The 16,758-nt window shown below is 66.7% G+C and carries 19 protein-coding genes and 1 pseudogene; 4 read left to right on the top strand and 16 right to left on the bottom strand.

The features are described from left to right. The 7 genes and pseudogenes from Q0U08_RS09425 to Q0U08_RS09395 form a co-directional block, all read right to left on the bottom strand. Window positions 1-189 (bottom strand): annotated as a pseudogene (locus Q0U08_RS09425) (hypothetical protein); the annotation flags it as partial. A gap of 62 nt (window positions 190-251) precedes the next feature. Then, a complete protein-coding gene (locus Q0U08_RS09420) occupies window positions 252-695 on the bottom strand; it encodes a hypothetical protein (RefSeq protein WP_298091176.1) in 444 nt (147 codons plus the stop codon). Continuing rightward, window positions 692-1,147 (bottom strand): hypothetical protein, encoded by a 456-nt coding sequence (locus tag Q0U08_RS09415; RefSeq protein WP_298091175.1) that lies wholly within the window; start codon window positions 1,145-1,147, stop codon window positions 692-694. Before Q0U08_RS09415 ends, Q0U08_RS09420 begins: the two co-directional genes overlap by 4 nt. A 47-nt stretch (window positions 1,148-1,194) precedes the next feature. Beyond that, the gene (locus Q0U08_RS09410) at window positions 1,195-1,557 is read right to left on the bottom strand and encodes a hypothetical protein (RefSeq protein WP_298091174.1); all 363 of its coding nucleotides are present in this window, start codon (window positions 1,555-1,557) and stop codon (window positions 1,195-1,197) included. 39 nt (window positions 1,558-1,596) lie between these two features. Continuing rightward, window positions 1,597-2,145, bottom strand: a complete 549-nt coding sequence (locus Q0U08_RS09405; RefSeq protein ID WP_298091173.1) for a helix-turn-helix transcriptional regulator — start codon at window positions 2,143-2,145, stop codon at window positions 1,597-1,599. A gap of 159 nt (window positions 2,146-2,304) precedes the next feature. Next, window positions 2,305-2,499, bottom strand: coding sequence for a hypothetical protein (locus Q0U08_RS09400; protein WP_298091172.1), 195 nt, complete (start codon window positions 2,497-2,499; stop codon window positions 2,305-2,307). Then, window positions 2,496-2,711 carry a hypothetical protein gene (locus Q0U08_RS09395; protein WP_298091171.1) on the bottom strand — a complete coding sequence of 72 codons (216 nt, stop codon included), beginning with the start codon at window positions 2,709-2,711 and terminating at the stop codon, window positions 2,496-2,498. The genes Q0U08_RS09400 and Q0U08_RS09395 overlap by 4 nt, the downstream gene beginning before the upstream one ends. A gap of 212 nt (window positions 2,712-2,923) precedes the next feature. Here Q0U08_RS09395 and acnA point away from each other — a divergent pair, with 212 nt between their 5' ends. The 3 genes from acnA (at window position 2,924) to Q0U08_RS09380 (ending at window position 9,063) form a co-directional block, all read left to right on the top strand. Next, window positions 2,924-5,611, top strand: a complete 2,688-nt coding sequence (acnA, locus tag Q0U08_RS09390; RefSeq protein ID WP_298091170.1) for an aconitate hydratase AcnA — start codon at window positions 2,924-2,926, stop codon at window positions 5,609-5,611. 112 nt (window positions 5,612-5,723) lie between these two features. Continuing rightward, window positions 5,724-7,022, top strand: coding sequence for a hypothetical protein (locus Q0U08_RS09385; RefSeq protein WP_298091169.1), 1,299 nt, complete (start codon window positions 5,724-5,726; stop codon window positions 7,020-7,022). Window positions 7,023-7,065: 43 nt separating this feature from the next. Next, window positions 7,066-9,063: a BCCT family transporter gene (locus Q0U08_RS09380; RefSeq protein ID WP_298091168.1), complete on the top strand. Its 1,998-nt coding sequence runs from the start codon at window positions 7,066-7,068 to the stop codon at window positions 9,061-9,063. 1 nt (window position 9,064) lies between these two features. On the opposite strand, the gene Q0U08_RS09375 is transcribed toward Q0U08_RS09380, so the two are convergent. The 9 genes from Q0U08_RS09375 to Q0U08_RS09340 form a co-directional block, all read right to left on the bottom strand. After that, a complete protein-coding gene (locus tag Q0U08_RS09375) occupies window positions 9,065-9,430 on the bottom strand; it encodes an iron-sulfur cluster assembly accessory protein (protein WP_298091167.1) in 366 nt (121 codons plus the stop codon). A 42-nt stretch (window positions 9,431-9,472) separates the two neighbouring features. Beyond that, window positions 9,473-9,943 (bottom strand): SUF system Fe-S cluster assembly protein, encoded by a 471-nt coding sequence (locus tag Q0U08_RS09370; protein WP_298091166.1) that lies wholly within the window; start codon window positions 9,941-9,943, stop codon window positions 9,473-9,475. Continuing rightward, window positions 9,940-11,163: an aminotransferase class V-fold PLP-dependent enzyme gene (locus tag Q0U08_RS09365; RefSeq protein WP_298091177.1), complete on the bottom strand. Its 1,224-nt coding sequence runs from the start codon at window positions 11,161-11,163 to the stop codon at window positions 9,940-9,942. Before Q0U08_RS09365 ends, Q0U08_RS09370 begins: the two co-directional genes overlap by 4 nt. A 2-nt stretch (window positions 11,164-11,165) precedes the next feature. Beyond that, entirely contained in the window at window positions 11,166-11,819 is a 654-nt protein-coding gene (locus Q0U08_RS19860; protein ID WP_367271111.1) for a SufD family Fe-S cluster assembly protein, read from the bottom strand. 17 nt (window positions 11,820-11,836) lie between these two features. Continuing rightward, on the bottom strand, window positions 11,837-12,244 hold the full coding sequence (locus tag Q0U08_RS19855) for a hypothetical protein (protein ID WP_367271110.1): 408 nt from the start codon (window positions 12,242-12,244) through the stop codon (window positions 11,837-11,839). Next, complete coding sequence (gene sufC / locus Q0U08_RS09355; protein WP_298091165.1) at window positions 12,241-12,984, bottom strand: Fe-S cluster assembly ATPase SufC; 744 nt, start codon at window positions 12,982-12,984, stop codon at window positions 12,241-12,243. Before sufC ends, Q0U08_RS19855 begins: the two co-directional genes overlap by 4 nt. A 2-nt stretch (window positions 12,985-12,986) precedes the next feature. Then, window positions 12,987-13,394: an endonuclease domain-containing protein gene (locus tag Q0U08_RS09350; protein WP_298091163.1), complete on the bottom strand. Its 408-nt coding sequence runs from the start codon at window positions 13,392-13,394 to the stop codon at window positions 12,987-12,989. A gap of 71 nt (window positions 13,395-13,465) precedes the next feature. After that, window positions 13,466-14,929, bottom strand: a complete 1,464-nt coding sequence (gene sufB / locus Q0U08_RS09345; RefSeq protein WP_298091161.1) for a Fe-S cluster assembly protein SufB — start codon at window positions 14,927-14,929, stop codon at window positions 13,466-13,468. Further along, window positions 14,929-15,393 (bottom strand): Rrf2 family transcriptional regulator, encoded by a 465-nt coding sequence (locus tag Q0U08_RS09340; protein ID WP_298091159.1) that lies wholly within the window; start codon window positions 15,391-15,393, stop codon window positions 14,929-14,931. The genes sufB and Q0U08_RS09340 overlap by 1 nt, the downstream gene beginning before the upstream one ends. 149 nt (window positions 15,394-15,542) lie before the next feature. On the opposite strand from Q0U08_RS09340, the gene Q0U08_RS09335 reads away from it, so the two are divergent. Next, complete coding sequence (locus Q0U08_RS09335) at window positions 15,543-16,571, top strand: quinone-dependent dihydroorotate dehydrogenase (RefSeq protein ID WP_298091157.1); 1,029 nt, start codon at window positions 15,543-15,545, stop codon at window positions 16,569-16,571. Window positions 16,572-16,758: the final 187 nt, after the last annotated feature.

Here is a 16,758-nt window from a genome sequence, read left to right as displayed (position 1 = left end):
ATTCGATTCGGCCTGGTCCAGCATCTTGAGCCCGATGGTCGAGCCGCCTTCTGCCATCTTCTGCCCGGACGCCTTCATCGCATCGCCCGCGCCCTTCATCTGGTCCGAAAAGTTGCGCATACCCGACGCCATATCGCCGCCGATCGCACCCGCGCCGCCGGTATTTCCAGCATCATTCGTGTCGGCCATCATCTGCTCCTCTCCCGTCTTATCCTGCATCAACCCACGGCGACGCGACGGGTTGCGTGGCTTCAGAGCGAATCGAGGTAGCGCGTGAGGAAGCTCCGCCCCTGATCGGTCAGCACCACATCACCGCCGTCCGATCGCACCAGATCGCGCGCCGCCAAGGCGCCTATCCAGCGCCCCGCCAGTCGGTCGGCCACTCCGGCCTCCGCTGCCAGCGCCGATGCCGTCGTCCGGCCGCCCGATATGTAGAGCGCCAGCAACAGGTCCCAGGCCGGATCCGCGAACAGTTCCGCAAGCTCCCCGGCAACGGCCGCGCGATGGCGCCGGTGATTGCGCAGCGCCTGCGCACGCTCCATCAGGCTCGGGCGGCGCGGTCCCCGGGGTACCGGCACGCCGGTATCATGGCCGGATGCCGCCCGAACGCGCGCCTGAAGATCGGTCAGCGTCGCCGTGAACCGTTCGAACGCGTCGCGGTCCTCGGCGGACCACCGATAGAGACACAGGGTCATCGTCCGCCCTCCACACGCCAGGACCAGTCGGGATCGCTGCCCTGGCGGACGATGCGGGTACGATGCCGCATCACGCCCGCCGCCAGGATGATGAGCATCGGATAGGCGAGCTTGCCTCCTGCCCCGGCGTACATCCACGGCATCAGGCCGGCATCGAGTGCCTTCACCCCGTGTATGCCGATGGCGAGCAGGTGGATCGCAGCCAGCCACAACGGCCAGAAGCGATTGGCGACCAGCGCCACCGCGACCAATCCCCCCATCAGGCCCAGATCGATGATCAGGCCCACCACCTCCAGCGCATGGAAGCTGCGCGCATCGAACGGCAACGCCAGCGTGGCAAAGGACGCCACCAGCAACATCACCGCCACCGCCCGTTCCGGTTTTCCGCCAGCGACCAGCGCATAGATGCAGACCAGCGCCTGAAAAGCATGAAAGACATAGATATGGGTCACGGCATGCCCCGCCGGTCATGGGTCGATCGGGGCACGCCGCGCATGCTTCAGGCCGCGACGCGCAGATGGCCGGTATCGGCCGCGGTCTTGATGGATGCGCTCGGCATGAAATCGGGCTTGGGACGGGTGTCGCCATAATCGGCGTCGTACCCGATCGTGCGGCCGACCTTTTCCAGAACGCGGTGCCCCTGCACGGTATGGCCGCGCGCGGCGCCGATCGCCATCATCGCCTGGCTGACCAGTTCGAACGCCTGCTGCCCCGCAATCGCGGGAAGCCGTGCCGCCATCCGGGCACGCGGCAATGCCGCCGCCAGTTCGCCGCTGGTCGCGAAGGCCGCGTCCAGTTGCTCTTCCAGCTTCCACAGAAGCTGCGTGACGTCGACCGCCGCCATATGCTCGTTATTCATCATGCCATCCCCTGCGCCGGCATCGCCGCACGCCACCGGTTGCTAACCGGCATGGCCCGCCACCGCGTTGATCACCCGCGTCATCACGTCCAGTCCGGTCGCCAACATGCCGAAGCCGATGGCCAGCCCGACCGCGATGGTGGGTATCCAGAGCAGTCGTTCGACCAGCCCCATGTCATTGCGTTGCTGTCCACGCCGCCGGATGGGCAAATTCAAACGGGGCGGTGCCGAAACATGGCCTGCTGACACCGCCCCGCCGACCGTACTCCCATCCGGTGCCGATGGGATTGGCACGGCATCGGCCGGCGAAACCAGCCGCGCAGAATCATGCATGATTTTATCGGGGTCAGTATTTTCTTCTTTTTCAGTGACTTCCCTGGCTTCTGCCGCCTCATGCTCGGCCAGCATCAGCGCCGCATCCCGGCGATTGCGCGCACCCAGCAGGCGCACGGCCTCCGTCAGATAGCCGTCCACCGTAGACTTGCCGAGGCCAAGCTCGGCCGCGATTTCCTTGGAGCCTTTTAGTTCACGGACACCGCGCAGGCATTCGCGATGCCGGCGGGTCAAAAGGTCGAAACGTTCGGGCGTCATGATCCCCATCCCGGCGCGCCGCCCCGGCCGCCTTGGCTCCGCCCTAGCGTCAAGGACGGGAATTATCCAACCCGCAGGACGACCGGTGAACAGGGTCGCACCGAAACGGAGCGGGTTGGATCACGGGGCATGAAAGCCATGAACGCAAGGCTGCCCCTCTCAATCGGGGGGCAGGGTAACGGAAACCTCCTCGATCTCGTCCAGCGCCTCCAGCAGATCGGCGAAGGCGTGATCGTCCTCCACCGAGAAGGACCGGCGAAAACCCGAACCCAGCACATCCAGGTCGCGCTGCGTCAACAGGCCGATGGCGACGATCCGGTCTGGCCCCGTTTGCGGATCGCGCGGTTTCGTCACGAGGTGACCTGGCTTGCCGAACCGAACGGATCGGCATCGTCGTCAGGAACGCGCCCGGCACCGGGGGGTGCTGGTGCATGCCATGCCGACACACTTAAAGGATTGGTGCCCGATACCGTATACTCGCCGATCAGCACCCCCGCGGTGACGCTTGCCAGCGCCCCGGCCAGACCGGAGAGAATCAGCATGGGCATGGCCGAAGGCTTGCTCATCGTCGATGCTCCCGTAGTGCGCGGTCCAACCGTTGATGGGGGCGGCCTGTTCCCCACCTTTTCGGGTTCCTTCCACTTACCCGCCTGCGGCCCTTCCCCCCGGCCCCACGCATTGCTAAGGGCCTGCGGCAACCGGTTTCATATCCGGCGCGCTTGCGCGGCCTTCTTCCGCCGCGTCCCCCGAGCCGCCGGCTTATCTTGAAGGGACGCGCATGACTGCCATCGGCCAGGACAGCCTGAAGACCCGTTCGACGCTCGACGTCGCGGGCAAGACCTATGACTATTACAGCCTCGCCAAAGCGGCGGACCAACTCGGCGACATCAGCCGCCTGCCCTTCTCGATGAAGGTGTTGCTGGAGAACCTGCTGCGCTTCGAGGACGGCAAGACCGTCACGCGCGAGGATATCCAGGCGATCGTCGACTGGCAGAAGACGCAGCGGTCGGATCGCGAGATCCAGTATCGCCCGGCCCGCGTGCTGATGCAGGACTTCACCGGGGTCCCTTGCGTGGTCGATCTCGCCGCGATGCGCGATGCGATCACCAAGCTTGGCGGCAACCCGGCCAAGATCAATCCGCAGGTGCCCGTCCACCTCGTCATCGACCATTCGGTCATGGTGGACGAGTTCGGCACGCCGCAGGCGTTCGAAGAGAATGTCGATCTGGAATATCAGCGCAACATGGAGCGCTACGAGTTCCTGAAGTGGGGCTCCAAGGCACTGGACAACTTCTCGGTGGTCCCGCCGGGCACGGGCATCTGCCACCAGGTGAACCTGGAATATATCGGTCAGGCGATCTGGTCCTCGACCGAAGCCGGCGAGAACGCCACCGGCACCGCCGCGATCGCCTATCCGGACACGCTGGTCGGCACCGACAGCCACACCACGATGATCAACGGCCTGGGCGTGCTCGGCTGGGGCGTCGGCGGTATCGAGGCGGAGGCCGCGATGCTCGGCCAGCCGGTGTCGATGCTGATCCCCGAAGTCGTCGGCTTCAAGCTGACCGGCGCGCTTCAGGAAGGCATCACCGCCACCGACCTGGTGCTGACCATCACCCAGATGCTGCGCGCCAAGGGCGTGGTCGGCCGCTTTGTCGAGTTCTACGGCCCCGGCCTGTCGTCAATGACGCTCGCCGACCGTGCGACGATCGCCAACATGGCGCCCGAATATGGCGCGACCTGCGGCTTCTTCCCCGTCGACGACAAGACGCTCGACTATATGCGCCTGACCGCGCGTTCGGACGAGAACATCGCGCTGGTCGAGGCTTATGCCAAGGCGAACGGCTTCTGGCGTCATGACGATGCGGCGGACCCCGTGTTCACCGACACGCTGGAGCTGGACATGTCGACGGTCGTGCCGTCGCTCGCCGGCCCGAAGCGTCCGCAGGACAAGGTTGCGCTCACCAAGGTGGACGAGGTCTTCAACGGCGACCTGTTCAAGATCTACCACAAGGAGCGTCCGGAGCGCGTCGACGTGGCCGAGCGTGGCCACGACATCGGCGACGGTGACGTGGTGATCGCCGCGATCACCAGCTGCACCAACACCTCGAACCCGTCGGTGCTGGTCGCCGCCGGCCTCGTCGCGCGCAAGGCGAACGCGCTCGGCCTGAAGCCCAAGCCCTGGGTGAAGACCTCGCTCGCCCCCGGCAGCCAGGTCGTGACCGACTATCTCAACAAGGCCGGCCTTACCGCCGACCTCGACGCGATCGGCTTCAATCTCGTCGGCTATGGCTGCACCACCTGCATCGGCAATTCGGGTCCGCTGCCGGGTCCGATCTCGACCGCGATCAACGACCATGATCTGGTCGCCGCCTCGGTCCTGTCGGGCAACCGCAACTTCGAGGGTCGCGTCTCGCCGGACGTGCGCGCCAACTTCCTCGCGTCGCCGCCGCTCGTCGTCGCCTACGCGCTGAAGGGCACCGTCACGCAGGACATGCGCGACACCCCGATCGGCCAGGGCAAGGACGGCCAGGACGTCTATCTCAAGGACATCTGGCCCTCGAACGAGGAAGTCCGCACCCTGATGGATGCGAACATCGACGACGAGATGTTCCGTTCGCGCTACGGCAACGTCTATGCCGGCGACGCCAGGTGGTCGGCGATCGACGTCACGGGCTCGGACACCTATAGCTGGCCCGCCGCTTCGACCTATGTCGCCAACCCGCCCTATTTCGAGGGCATGGAGATGACGCCGAAGCCGACGACCGACATCATCGAGGCCAAGCCGCTCGCCATCCTCGGCGACTCGATCACCACCGACCACATCAGCCCCGCAGGCTCGATCAAGGCAGACAGCCCGGCGGGCAAGTGGCTGATGGAGCGCCAGGTTTCGAAGAAGGACTTCAACAGCTACGGCGCGCGTCGCGGCAACGACCATGTCATGGTCCGCGGCACCTTCGCCAACATCCGTATCAAGAACGAGATGGTGCCGGGCGTCGAAGGCGGCATGACCCAGTATGAGGGCGAGGTCATGCCGATCTACGACGCCGCGATGCGTCACAAGGCGGACGGCACGCCGCTCGTCGTCGTCGCGGGCAAGGAATATGGCACGGGCTCGTCGCGCGACTGGGCGGCCAAGGGCACCAACCTGCTCGGCGTGCGCGCGGTGATCGCGGAAAGCTTCGAGCGTATCCACCGCTCGAATCTCGTCGGCATGGGCGTACTGCCGCTCCAGTTCGCCGAAGGCGTGACCCGCCAGACGCTGAAGCTGGACGGCACCGAGACGTTCACCATCCAGAACGTCGCCGGCCTGCGCCCCCGCCAGGATGTCGAGGTGACGCTGGTCCGCGCGGACGGCGCCACCGAGACCTTCCAGACCCGTTGCCGGATCGATACCGTCAACGAGCTGGAATATTTCCTGAACGGCGGCATCCTTCAGTACGTGCTCCGCAAGCTCGCCGCCTGATCGCGGCGGCTTCGGCCAAATGAAGAAAGGCCCGTCCTCCGATCAGCGGAGGGCGGGCCTTTTTCGTGGGGCGTTACGCGATCTTAGTGTCCCGCCGGTACGAGGCGCGAGCATGAGGGCGCCGCATCCATGTCTCGACCGGATGATAGTCGGCCTGCTCGCCGCCGGGCTGTTCCTTCGCCTGCTGTGGCTGACGATCATCCACGGTGCGCCGTTCGTCGCGCTGTCGGCGGCCGAGGCGTGCGACGTCGCGATCGCCTTTGCCCGCACCGGTATGCTGGCGGATGCCTATTTCCCCGGTCAGGGTCCGACCGCGCACCTGATGCCGCTGAACCCGGCCGTTGCGGGATGGGTGATGCGGTGGCTGGGCGTCGCCACGCGCGCATCTGCCACCGTGCTGACGCTCTGGTCGATAGGGCAGGTCTTCCTGGCCTATCTCATCCTGTTGTCCGCTTACGGACATGCCGGCCTGGACAGGATCGGACTGCGGGGCGGCGCGGCCATCCTGTTCCTGCTGCCGATCTTCGTGCCGCAGGAGGTTATCGATTTCCGCTATTGGGAAGGGGGCACGGCGCTGTTGCTGGCCGCTTGCCATATCCGCTGGATGATGACCGTGCATCGGGGCGCCTCACCCGCCATGATCGGCCTGCTTTCCATTGCTCTCACCGGCGCGCTGCTGACCTTTGTCGCGCCGCCCGTCGGGCTTGCCGTGGCAGTCGCCTGGGGATGGACCGCCTGGCATCACCTGGCGATGCGCTCCACGATGATCGTCCTGGCGATCGGCCTGGTGGCATTTTCGGCGATGTCGCTGGCCTGGGCGGTGCGCAACGAAGCCGCCATCGGCGTGGCGCTGCCGTCGCGCAGCAATCTGGGTGTCGAGCTTGCCATGGCGAACTACCCGCAGGCGGTGGACGGAACGGCGCCGGAAGATCGCTTCAACGCGCGTCTGTTCGAGGTTCACCCCGCCGCCAGCCACCGGGCACAGGCGGCGGTGCGGCGCTATGGCGAGCGCGCCTACGCTCTCGCCCTGCAACGGACGACGCTGGATTGGATGGCGCAACATCCACGCGCGGTGCTGCGGCTCTACCTCCGCCATCTCGTCGAGTTTCTCGCGCCGCAGCCCTGGCAATTCTACTTCACCGGATGGGAAGGGATGCGTACCGCCCGTTCGCTGATCGCCTGTGCCGTATCGATGCTGGGGCTGGCGGGCCTGATCGTCGGCATCATGCGTCGGCAACGCATGTTCATTCCGGTTGCCCTCTATGTGGCCGCGCTCGCGCTGCAGTTCGCCATGTTCCAGCCGATGCCCCGGTACAGCTTCCTGGTCTATCCCCTGCTCGCATGGCCCGCGGCATGGCTGGTGGGCCAGTGGTTGCGACCACCCGCTGACGAAGCGGTGCAAATCGATTGAAGCGCGCGCTCGCATGCCGCGCTTTGCTGGTCTATACAGGCACATGGCCACCGACACGCCTCCCGAGCGGGACGATATCGACAAGGCGTCCGCGCCGTGGATCCGCGCCAACCCGCCGGTCTTCTTCATCTCGGCCGGGCTGACGATCGCCTTTGCCCTGATGGGCGCGCTGTTCCCGCGCGCGATGGGGGCCGCCTTCGATCATATCCAGGCCGAGATCGTGCATGATTTCGGCTGGTTCTACATCGCGTCGGTCGCCGGCTTCCTGATCTTCGTGCTGTTCCTGATGTTCAGTCGCTACGGCAACGTGAAACTCGGGCCGGACGACAGCGAGCCGGACTACAGCTACCCTTCGTGGTTCGCGATGCTGTTCAGCGCCGGCATGGGCATCGGCCTGATCTTCTTCGGCGTGGCCGAACCGATCCAGCATTATGCCACGCCGCCGCTGGGCGAGGGCCGCACCCTGGCCGCCGCGCAGGAGGCGATGGTCCTCACCTTCTTCCACTGGGGCCTGCACGCCTGGGCGATCTACATCGTCGTCGGGCTCGCGCTGGCCTATTTCGCGTTCAGGCGTAACCTGCCGCTGACGGTACGCTCGACGCTGCACCCGCTGCTCGGCACCCGCATCAACGGCCCGATCGGCCATGCCATCGACATCTTCGCCGTCATCGGCACGATCTTCGGCGTCGCCACCTCGCTCGGCCTCGGCGTACTACAGGTCAACGCCGGCTTCACCCACCTGTTCGGCCTCCCCAACACCACGCTGGTCCAGGTCGCCCTCATCGCCCTCATCACTGGCGCGGCCACGCTATCGGTGGTCTCGAGCCTCGACAGCGGCATCAAGCGCCTGTCGGAGATCAACATCGCGCTGGCCGTGCTGTTGCTCGTCTTCGTGCTGGTGGCAGGGTCGACCGTCTTTCTGCTTCAGGCATTCGTCCAGAATGTCGGCTCCTATCTCAGCGAGGTGGTGCGCCGCACGCTGCGCACCTATGCCTATCGCCCCAATCCATGGCTCGGCGAGTGGACGTTGTTCTATTGGGGCTGGTGGATCGCCTGGTCGCCGTTCGTCGGCATGTTCATCGCCCGCATCTCACGCGGACGAACGATCCGCGAGTTTGTGACGGGCGTGTTGCTGGTGCCGGTGGCGTTCACCTTTCTATGGATGACGGTGTTCGGCAACACCGCCATCGCGCTCGACATGGCCGGCACCGTGCCCTTGGCCGATATCGTATCCGAACAAATGCCGGTCGCGCTGTTCGTGATGCTGGAGCAACTCCCCTTCGGCACCATCGCATCGGGGCTGGCGACACTGCTCGTCATGTTCTTCTTCGTCACCTCCGCCGATTCCGGCGCGCTGGTGGTGGATACCATCACCTCGGGCGCACGCGAGGATTCGCCGGTGTGGCAGCGCATCTTCTGGGCGGTGCTGGGCGGCGCGGTGGCCGCCGTCCTGCTGGTCGCGGGCGGGCTGGAGGCGTTGCAGACCGCCGCGATCGTCAGCGCGCTGCCCTTCGCGGTCATCATGATCTTCATCTGCTACGGCCTGCTCCGCGCGCTCCAGAGCGAGGCCATCACCGGTGCGTCGGACCTGTCGGCCGGCGGGACCGCATCGGCGCAGGGGCCTGGCATGACATGGCAGCAAAGGCTGGCGGCGATCACCGGCTTCCACGACCGCGCCGGTATCGAACAGTTCATGCGGAGCACCGTGCACCCCGCCCTGGGGGCCGTCATCGCGCAATTGAAGGATAGCGGTTTGACGCCCGAGCTGATCGAATATGACGACCGCACCGACCTGCTGCTACCGCACGGCGAGCAGGCGACCTTCCGCTACAGCGTCCGCCTGCGCGGTTTCCGCGCGCCCAGCTTCGCCTGGGCGGAAAGCCGCAAGGCACTGGCGAGGGAAAGCCGCCACTACCGTGCCATCGCGCAGACCGCGGACGGCGACACCCCGCACGACATCACCGGCTACACCGGCGATCAGATCATCCACGACCTGCTGAACCGCTACGCCGCTTTCCGGGCGATGCGGCGAACGCCGTAAGCTAGACGGTAAAGCTCTCGCCGCAGCCGCACGCGCCCTTGGCATTGGGGTTCTGGAAGACGAAGCCTGCGGTGAAATCATCCTCCACCCAGTCCATCGTCGATCCGATCAGATACAGGATCGACCCGCCATCGACGAACAGCGTGCCGCCGGGCGTATCGATCCGCTCGTCGAACGGCTTGGCTTCGGTCACATAGTCCACCGAATAGGCCAGGCCCGAGCAGCCGCGCCGCGGCGTCGACAGCTTCACGCCGACCGATCCATCGGGCGCGCGCGCCATCAGGTCCGCGATCCGCGCCAGCGCGGACGTGGTCAGGTTCAACGCCGCGGGGCGCGGGCGCAGGGTCGTGGTGGTGGCGGTCGTCATCTCTTCATCTCCCCTCCCCCCGACATGCGGGGGGAGCGCCCATCACAGCATTCCGAGTTCCAGCTTGGCATCGTCGGACATCTTCTGCGGGTCCCATGGCGGATCCCAGATCAGGTTCACGTCCGCCGTCGCGATCCCCGGCACCGCCGACACCCGCAACTCCACCTCGCCCGGCATCGATTCGGCGACCGGGCAGTGCGGCGTGGTCAGCGTCATCATCACCACGGCATGCCCGTCCGCGCTGATCTCGACGCCGTAGATCAGCCCCAGGTCATAGATGTTGACCGGAATCTCGGGATCGAAAATGTCCTTCAGCGCGTCGATCACGCCCTCGTACAGCGCACCGCCCGGCTCGTGCGGCGCATCGCCCACCGGCTTCTGCGTCAGGAACCCGTCCAGATAATCGCGCCGCCGCTCCGCAGGCGCTTCCGGTGTGGCGGCAAGCGGCGCATCGCCGACCCGCGCCTTGGGGGGCTGCGCCACGCTTTCCACCTGTTCGACTTCGTAGCTCATCCGAATATCCTCGTGACGCGCGCAATGCCGGCGACCAGCGCGTCGACATCCTGCGGCCCGTTATACACGCCGAAGCTTGCCCGCGCAGTGGCAGGCACGCCCAGCGCCTCCATCAGCGGCTGTGCGCAGTGATGCCCGGCGCGGATCGCCACCCGGCCCTCGTCCAATATGGTGCCGATATCGTGGGGATGAACCCCTTGAATCGTGAAGCTGACGATACCGGCCGAATCCTCCGGCCCCAGCACACGCACGCTGTTGATCCCCGACAGGGCCTCCCGCGTCGCGCGCACCAGCGCGGTCTCATGCGCATGGATATGCTCGAGGCCCAGCCCTTCGACATAGTCGATCGCGGCATGCAGCCCCAGCGCACCGACGATGTGCGGCGTCCCGGCCTCGAACCGGCCCGGTGCCGGTGCATAGCTGGTCTGCGCAAACGTCACCCGGTCGATCATCGATCCGCCACCCTGATAGGGCGGCATCGCATCCAGCAGATCGGGCTTGCCCCACAACACGCCGATGCCGGTCGGGCCGTACAGCTTGTGCGCGGAGAAGACGTAGAAATCGCACCCGATCGCGGCCACGTCGACCGCGATCCGCGGCACCGCCTGGCATCCGTCGATCAGGATCTTCGCGCCCACGCCGTGCGCCAGTTCGGTGGCACGCCTCGCATCCAGCACCGACCCCAGCACGTTCGAGACATGCGCCAGCGCGACGATCTTGTGCTGCGGCGTCAGCATCGCCGCCATCGCGTCCAGGTCGATGCGATGGTCTTCGGTCAGCGGCACCACGTCGATCGCCGCGCCGACGCGCTCCGCCACCATCTGCCACGGCACGATGTTGGAATGATGCTCCAGCATCGACAGCAGGATGCGGTCGCCCGCCTTCAACTGCGTCCCCGCCCAGCACTGCGCGACCAGGTTGATCCCCTCGGTCGCGCCGCGGGTGAAGACGATCTCGTTCTCGGACCCGGCGTTGATGAACGACGCCACCCGCTCCCGCGCCGCCTCATAGGCCAGCGTCATGTCGGCGGAACGCTGATACACACCGCGATGCACGGTCGCATAGGTGGTGTCATAGGCGCGGGTAATCGCGTCCACCACGACCTGCGGCTTTTGCGACGTCGCCGCGGTATCCAGATACGCCCAGCCCGCCGGGATGGCGGGGAAGTCGGCCAGCGTGTCCAGCGGCTGCTCGCCAGCGAGGGTGGCGACGTCCGCCACGCTCACAACGCCCGCTCCAGCCACGCATCGGCATCCGCCTCGAACGCGGCACGCACCACATCGTTACCGATCCGCTCCAGCGCATCCGCGACAAAGGCCCGGGTCAGCAGCGCCTGCGCCCGCGCCTTCGGGATGCCGCGGCTCTGCATGTAGAACAGCGCGCGCGCATCCAGTTCGCCCACGGTGGCGCCATGCGCGCACTTCACGTCGTCGGCGAAGATCTCCAGTTCCGGCTTCAGGTTCACCGTCGCCGTGCGCTGGAGGAGCAGGCCGCGGAGCGATTGCTCGCCATCGGTCTTCTGCGCATGACGCGCCACCTCGACCGCCGCGGCGAGGCTCGCCGTGCTGGTGTCCGCCGCCACCGCCCGCCACAACTGATGCGACTGGCCATTGGGAGCGGCATGCCGCACGCGTACCGCGCATTCCTGCCGCTGGCTGCCGCGGGTCAGCAGCGCGCCGCCGAACTCGGCAAAGCCGCCGTCACCCGCCAGCACGATGCCGGCATCGATCCGCGATCCCGCATCACCACCGCCCAGATGCGTGGCAACGATGCTCGCCCCCTCGCCCAGCTCCGCCTCGGTACGCAGCGAGACGAAGCCTTCTTCCTGCACCAGCCGCACCGCATGCATCAGCCGCGCCGCAGCGCTCAGCCGCACGCGCGTCAGCCGATTGGTCAGCCGCGCCCGACATAGGTTTCCACCACCTGCGCCGCCGCATCCGGCCCCAGCACGATCTCGGCCGGCAGGTGATTGGCCGCACCCGTCGCGACATGGACGATCTGCACCGGCCAGGCGACCGCATCCTCGTCCAGCCTGAGCAACCAGCCCTGCCCCAGCGCATGGCGACCGAGCGGGTGATCCCCTGCATCGACCGGCCCCAGCGTCACGCGGTGCAGGTCGCTCGCGCTCTCATCCAGCACCCCGTCAACGAACAGCAGCCGCGCACCGGGCAGGTCGAGGAAATGGCGCGTGCCATCCTCGGCCGCGCCGCGCGGGGCTTCCGCCGCCGCCTTCAGCGCCGCAATGTCGGCCCAGCGCCACGCCTCCTCACGCGTCGAGGGGAGTTCCAGCGTTTCCGTCATGCGGCCACCCCGGCGTAACCCTCGCGCTCCAGCTCCAGCGCCAGCTCCGCGCCGCCCGACCGGACGATGCGGCCATCGGCCAGCACGTGCACCTTGTCCGGGTTCACATAATCGAGCAGCCGCTGATAGTGGGTGATCAGCAGCACCGCCTTGTCGGGCTTGCGCATGATCCGGTTGATGCCGTCGCCCACGATGCGCAGCGCATCGATGTCCAGCCCGCTGTCCGTCTCGTCCAGGATCGCGAACTTGGGGTCGATGATGCCCATCTGCACCATTTCGTTGCGCTTCTTCTCGCCGCCCGAAAAGCCGACATTGACCGGGCGCTTCAGCATCTCCTGGTCCAGTCCCAGCCCATCGGCCTGCGCGCGCGCCAGCTTCAGGAATTCGGCGCCCGACAGCGGCTTTTCATCGCGCGCGATACGCTGCGCATTCAGGCTCTCGCGCAGGAACTGCACGTTCGACACGCCCGGAATCTCGACCGGATACTGGAACCCCAGGAACATGCCCGCCGCCGCGCGCTCATGCGGCTCCAGCTCCAGCAGGTCCTGCCCGTCGAACGTCACCGACCCCGCCGTCACCTCATAGCCGGGTCGCCCGCCCAGCACATAGCCGAGCGTCGACTTGCCAGCGCCGTTCGGCCCCATGATCGCATGGATCTCGCCCGCCCCCACTTCTAGCGACAGGCCCTTGAGGATCGGCTTGCCGTCAATCTCGGCATGGAGGTTTTCAATCTTGAGCATCGTCATCTCTCTAGCCCCTCCCCTTCAGGGGAGGGGTTGGGGTGGGGCGCCCGCCGCAAGGACAAGGCTTGTAAGGTTTCCCGAAGCCGGATCAGCACGCCTTCGACGTTCTGCATGACATCGGTATTGGTGAACCGGATCGTGCGATAGCCAAGTGCGGCTAGGGCAGCGTCACGATTGCGATCAGCGTCGGCATCCTCATGGGTGTGACCATCGATCTCGATCACGAGCCTTTCGGCAGGGCAGAGGAAGTCAGCGATGAACGATCCGATGACCGCCTGACGCCGAAACTTGAAACCCCCGAGCTGCGATCGGGACAAGTGCGTCCAAAGGCGCTTCTCGGGTTCAGTGGGATTGCGCCGCATGGCGACAGCATGCCCCTGAACGCGAGCGATGGTGTTCGCGGACACGCCCCACCCCCGGCCCCTCCCCTGAAGGGGAGGGGGGTTGAGGCGCCGGGCTTCGTCGCGCGGCGACAACGTCATCCCACCGACCCTTCCAGCGAAATCCCGAGCAGCTTCTGCGCCTCGACCGCGAATTCCATCGGCAGTTGCTGCAACACCTCGCGCGCGAAGCCGTTGACGATCAGCGCCACCGCGGCTTCCTGGTCCAGCCCGCGGCTCATCGCGTAGAACAACTGGTCCTCGCTGATCTTCGAGGTCGTCGCCTCATGCTCGATCTGCGCGCTCGGGTTCTTCACCTCGATATAGGGCACGGTGTGCGCCCCGCACTGGTCGCTCAGCAGCAGGGAGTCGCACTGGGTGAAGTTGCGCACATTCTCCGCGGTCGGCGTCACGCGGACGAGCCCGCGATAGGTGTTGTCCGACCGCCCCGCCGAAATGCCCTTCGACACGATCGTCGAGCGCGTATTCTTGCCCAGATGGATCATCTTGGTGCCGGTATCCGCCTGCTGGCGGTTGTTCGTCACCGCGACCGAGTAGAACTCGCCCACCGATCCGTCGCCGGCCAGCACGCAGGACGGGTATTTCCACGTGATCGCGGAGCCCGTCTCCACCTGCGTCCAGCTCACCTTGCTGTTGCGCCCCTGGCAGAGCGCGCGCTTGGTGACGAAGTTGTAGATGCCGCCGATGCCGTTCTCGTCGCCCGGATACCAGTTCTGGACGGTCGAATATTTGATCTCGGCATCGTCCAGCGCGACCAGCTCCACCACGGCCGCGTGCAACTGGTTCTCGTCGCGCATCGGCGCGGTGCAGCCTTCGAGATAGGACACGTAGGCGCCCTTGTCCGCCACGATCAGCGTCCGCTCGAACTGCCCCGTATTCTCCGCATTGATGCGGAAATAGGTGGAAAGCTCCATCGGGCAGCGAACGCCCTCGGGCACGTACACGAACGTCCCGTCGGAGAAGACCGCGGAGTTCAGCGTCGCGAAATAATTGTCCCGCTGCGGCACCACCTTGCCCAGCCACTTGCGGACCAGATCGGGATATTCTCGGATCGCCTCGGAAATCGACCGGAAGATGACCCCAGCCGCTTCCAGCTCGGCCCGAAACGTCGTCGCGACCGACACCGAGTCGAACACCGCGTCCACCGCCACCTTGCGCGCACCCTCGACACCCGCGAGCACCTTCTGCTCCTCGATCGGGATGCCCAGCTTCTCGTAGGTCCGCCGGATCTCGGGATCGAGTTCGTCGAGCGAGGCGATCGTCGCCTTCGCCTTGGGCTCGGCGTAGTAATAGGCGTCCTGATAATCGATCGGCGGCACGTTCAGCTTGGCCCAGTCGGGCGCTTCCATCGTCTGCCACAGGCGGAACGCCTTCAGCCGCCAGTCGAGCATCCATTCCGGCTCGCCCTTCTTGGCGGAGATATAGCGAACCGTATCCTCGCTCAGCCCCTTGGGCGCGAAGTCCTGCTCGATGTCGGTGGCAAAGCCCCACTCGTACTTCTTCGATACGGCCGCATGGGCCTCGGCATTCTTCGTCGCCATTATGCCATCACCCCCGCGCCATCATGCGCGCTTGCTGAATCCTGCCGAACCGCTTCCGGCCCGCTCGCCAGCGTCGCCAGCGTTATGCCCGCCAGCGCGCCCCTGACCGCATGGTTCACCGCATTCCAGTGCGGCTTCATGCGGCAATCCTTCTCGATCGCGCAGTCATGCGCGCCCGCCTCGACACAGGCCGTCATCGCGATCGGCCCTTCGACCGCCTCGACGATGTCCGCCAGGCTGATCGCCGCCGCCTCGCGCGCCAGCCGAAAGCCGCCGCCGGTCCCCCGCGCGCTCTCGATCAGGCCCGCCGCCGACAGCCGGCTGACCAGCTTCTGCGCGGTGGGCAGCGGCACCCCCGTCTCGCCCGCCAACACGGTCGCGGTCAGCCGCACCGGCCCGCCATCCAGGCGCGCGGCACTCGACATCATCACGACCGCATAGTCGGCAAGGCTGGACAGGCGCATCTATTCCAATCGGACCGTTTCGTTCCGATTGGGCAAATGGCTATGGGGGCGGGATTCGTCAACCGCAAATCGGGCCGCTGCGGCACCAAGCGTATCGATCAGTATGAGCGACTTTACGCAAGGCCCCGCAAGCCGCTAACGCCGCTGCCATGGCCTTTTACCACCCCCTCCTGTTCGCCATGGATGCCGAGCGTGCGCACGGCCTGACGATCGCGATGCTGTCGCGCTGGGGGTCGGTGGGCACCCCGCTTGGTGTCGACCCGCGCCGCTTCCCCCGCCTCGCCACCCGCGTCGCCGGTATCGACTTCGCCAACCCGATCGGCCTCGCCGCGGGCGTCGACAAGGACGGACAGGCGATCACCGGCTTTTCCGGCCTCGGCTTCGGCAGCGTCGAGATCGGCACGCTCACCCCCCGCCCCCAGCCCGGCAACCCGAAACCCCGCCTGTTCCGGCTGGTCGAGGACGAGGGCGTGGTGAACCGCTACGGCTTCAACAATGGCGGCCTCGACGCCGGTCTCGCCCGCGCAAAGACGGCGAAACGTACCGCGACACTCGGCATCAATGTCGGCGCGAACAAGGACGCCGCCGACCGCATCGCCGACTATACCCACGGCGTCCGCGCCGCCGCACCCGTCGCCGATTACGTCACGATCAACATCTCCAGCCCCAACACGCCCGGCCTGCGCGACCTGCAACACGGCGCAGCACTCGCCGAACTGCTCGCCGCCTCGCGCGCCGCGGCGGGCACGACGCCGCTGTTCCTGAAGGTTGCCCCCGATCTCGACACCGCACAGATCGACGACATCGCCCGCGCCGCGATCGACCACCGGCTGGACGCGATCATCATCGGCAACACCACGATCACCCGTCCCGGCCTTTTCTCCCCCAACGCAAGCGAAACCGGCGGCCTGTCCGGCGCCCCGCTTGCCCCCCTGGCCCGTGAAAAGCTCGCCGCCTTCCGCAGCGCCACGGGCGCGCAGATCGCCCTGATCGCGGCCGGCGGCATCGGCTCGGCTGAGGAAGCCTATGCCCGCATCCGCGCCGGAGCCAGCCTGGTGCAGCTCTACTCCGCGCTCGTCTATGAAGGCCCCGGCCTGCCCGGCCGCATGCTGAATGGGCTCGACGCGCTGCTCGCCCGCGACGGCTTCGCCCATGTCGCAGACGCGGTCGGCGCCTGACGTTACGGCTTGGCGCCGCCGACCCGCGCCGATAGGGTCCGCGGTGATGAAGATCCTGCTGCTCGCCGCCGCGGCGCTCGCCCTCCCCACGACCGCAAACGCCCGCACCACCACCAAATCCGTCACGCAAGGCATGGTCAGCGCCGCCGACCCCCGCGCCGCGCAGGCAGGGGTGGAGATGCTGACC

Origin of the sequence: uncultured Sphingomonas sp., from assembly GCF_946477935.1 — a bacterium.
Classification (GTDB): domain Bacteria; phylum Pseudomonadota; class Alphaproteobacteria; order Sphingomonadales; family Sphingomonadaceae; genus Sphingomonas.
This window is presented reverse-complemented; position numbering and strand designations above follow the sequence as displayed.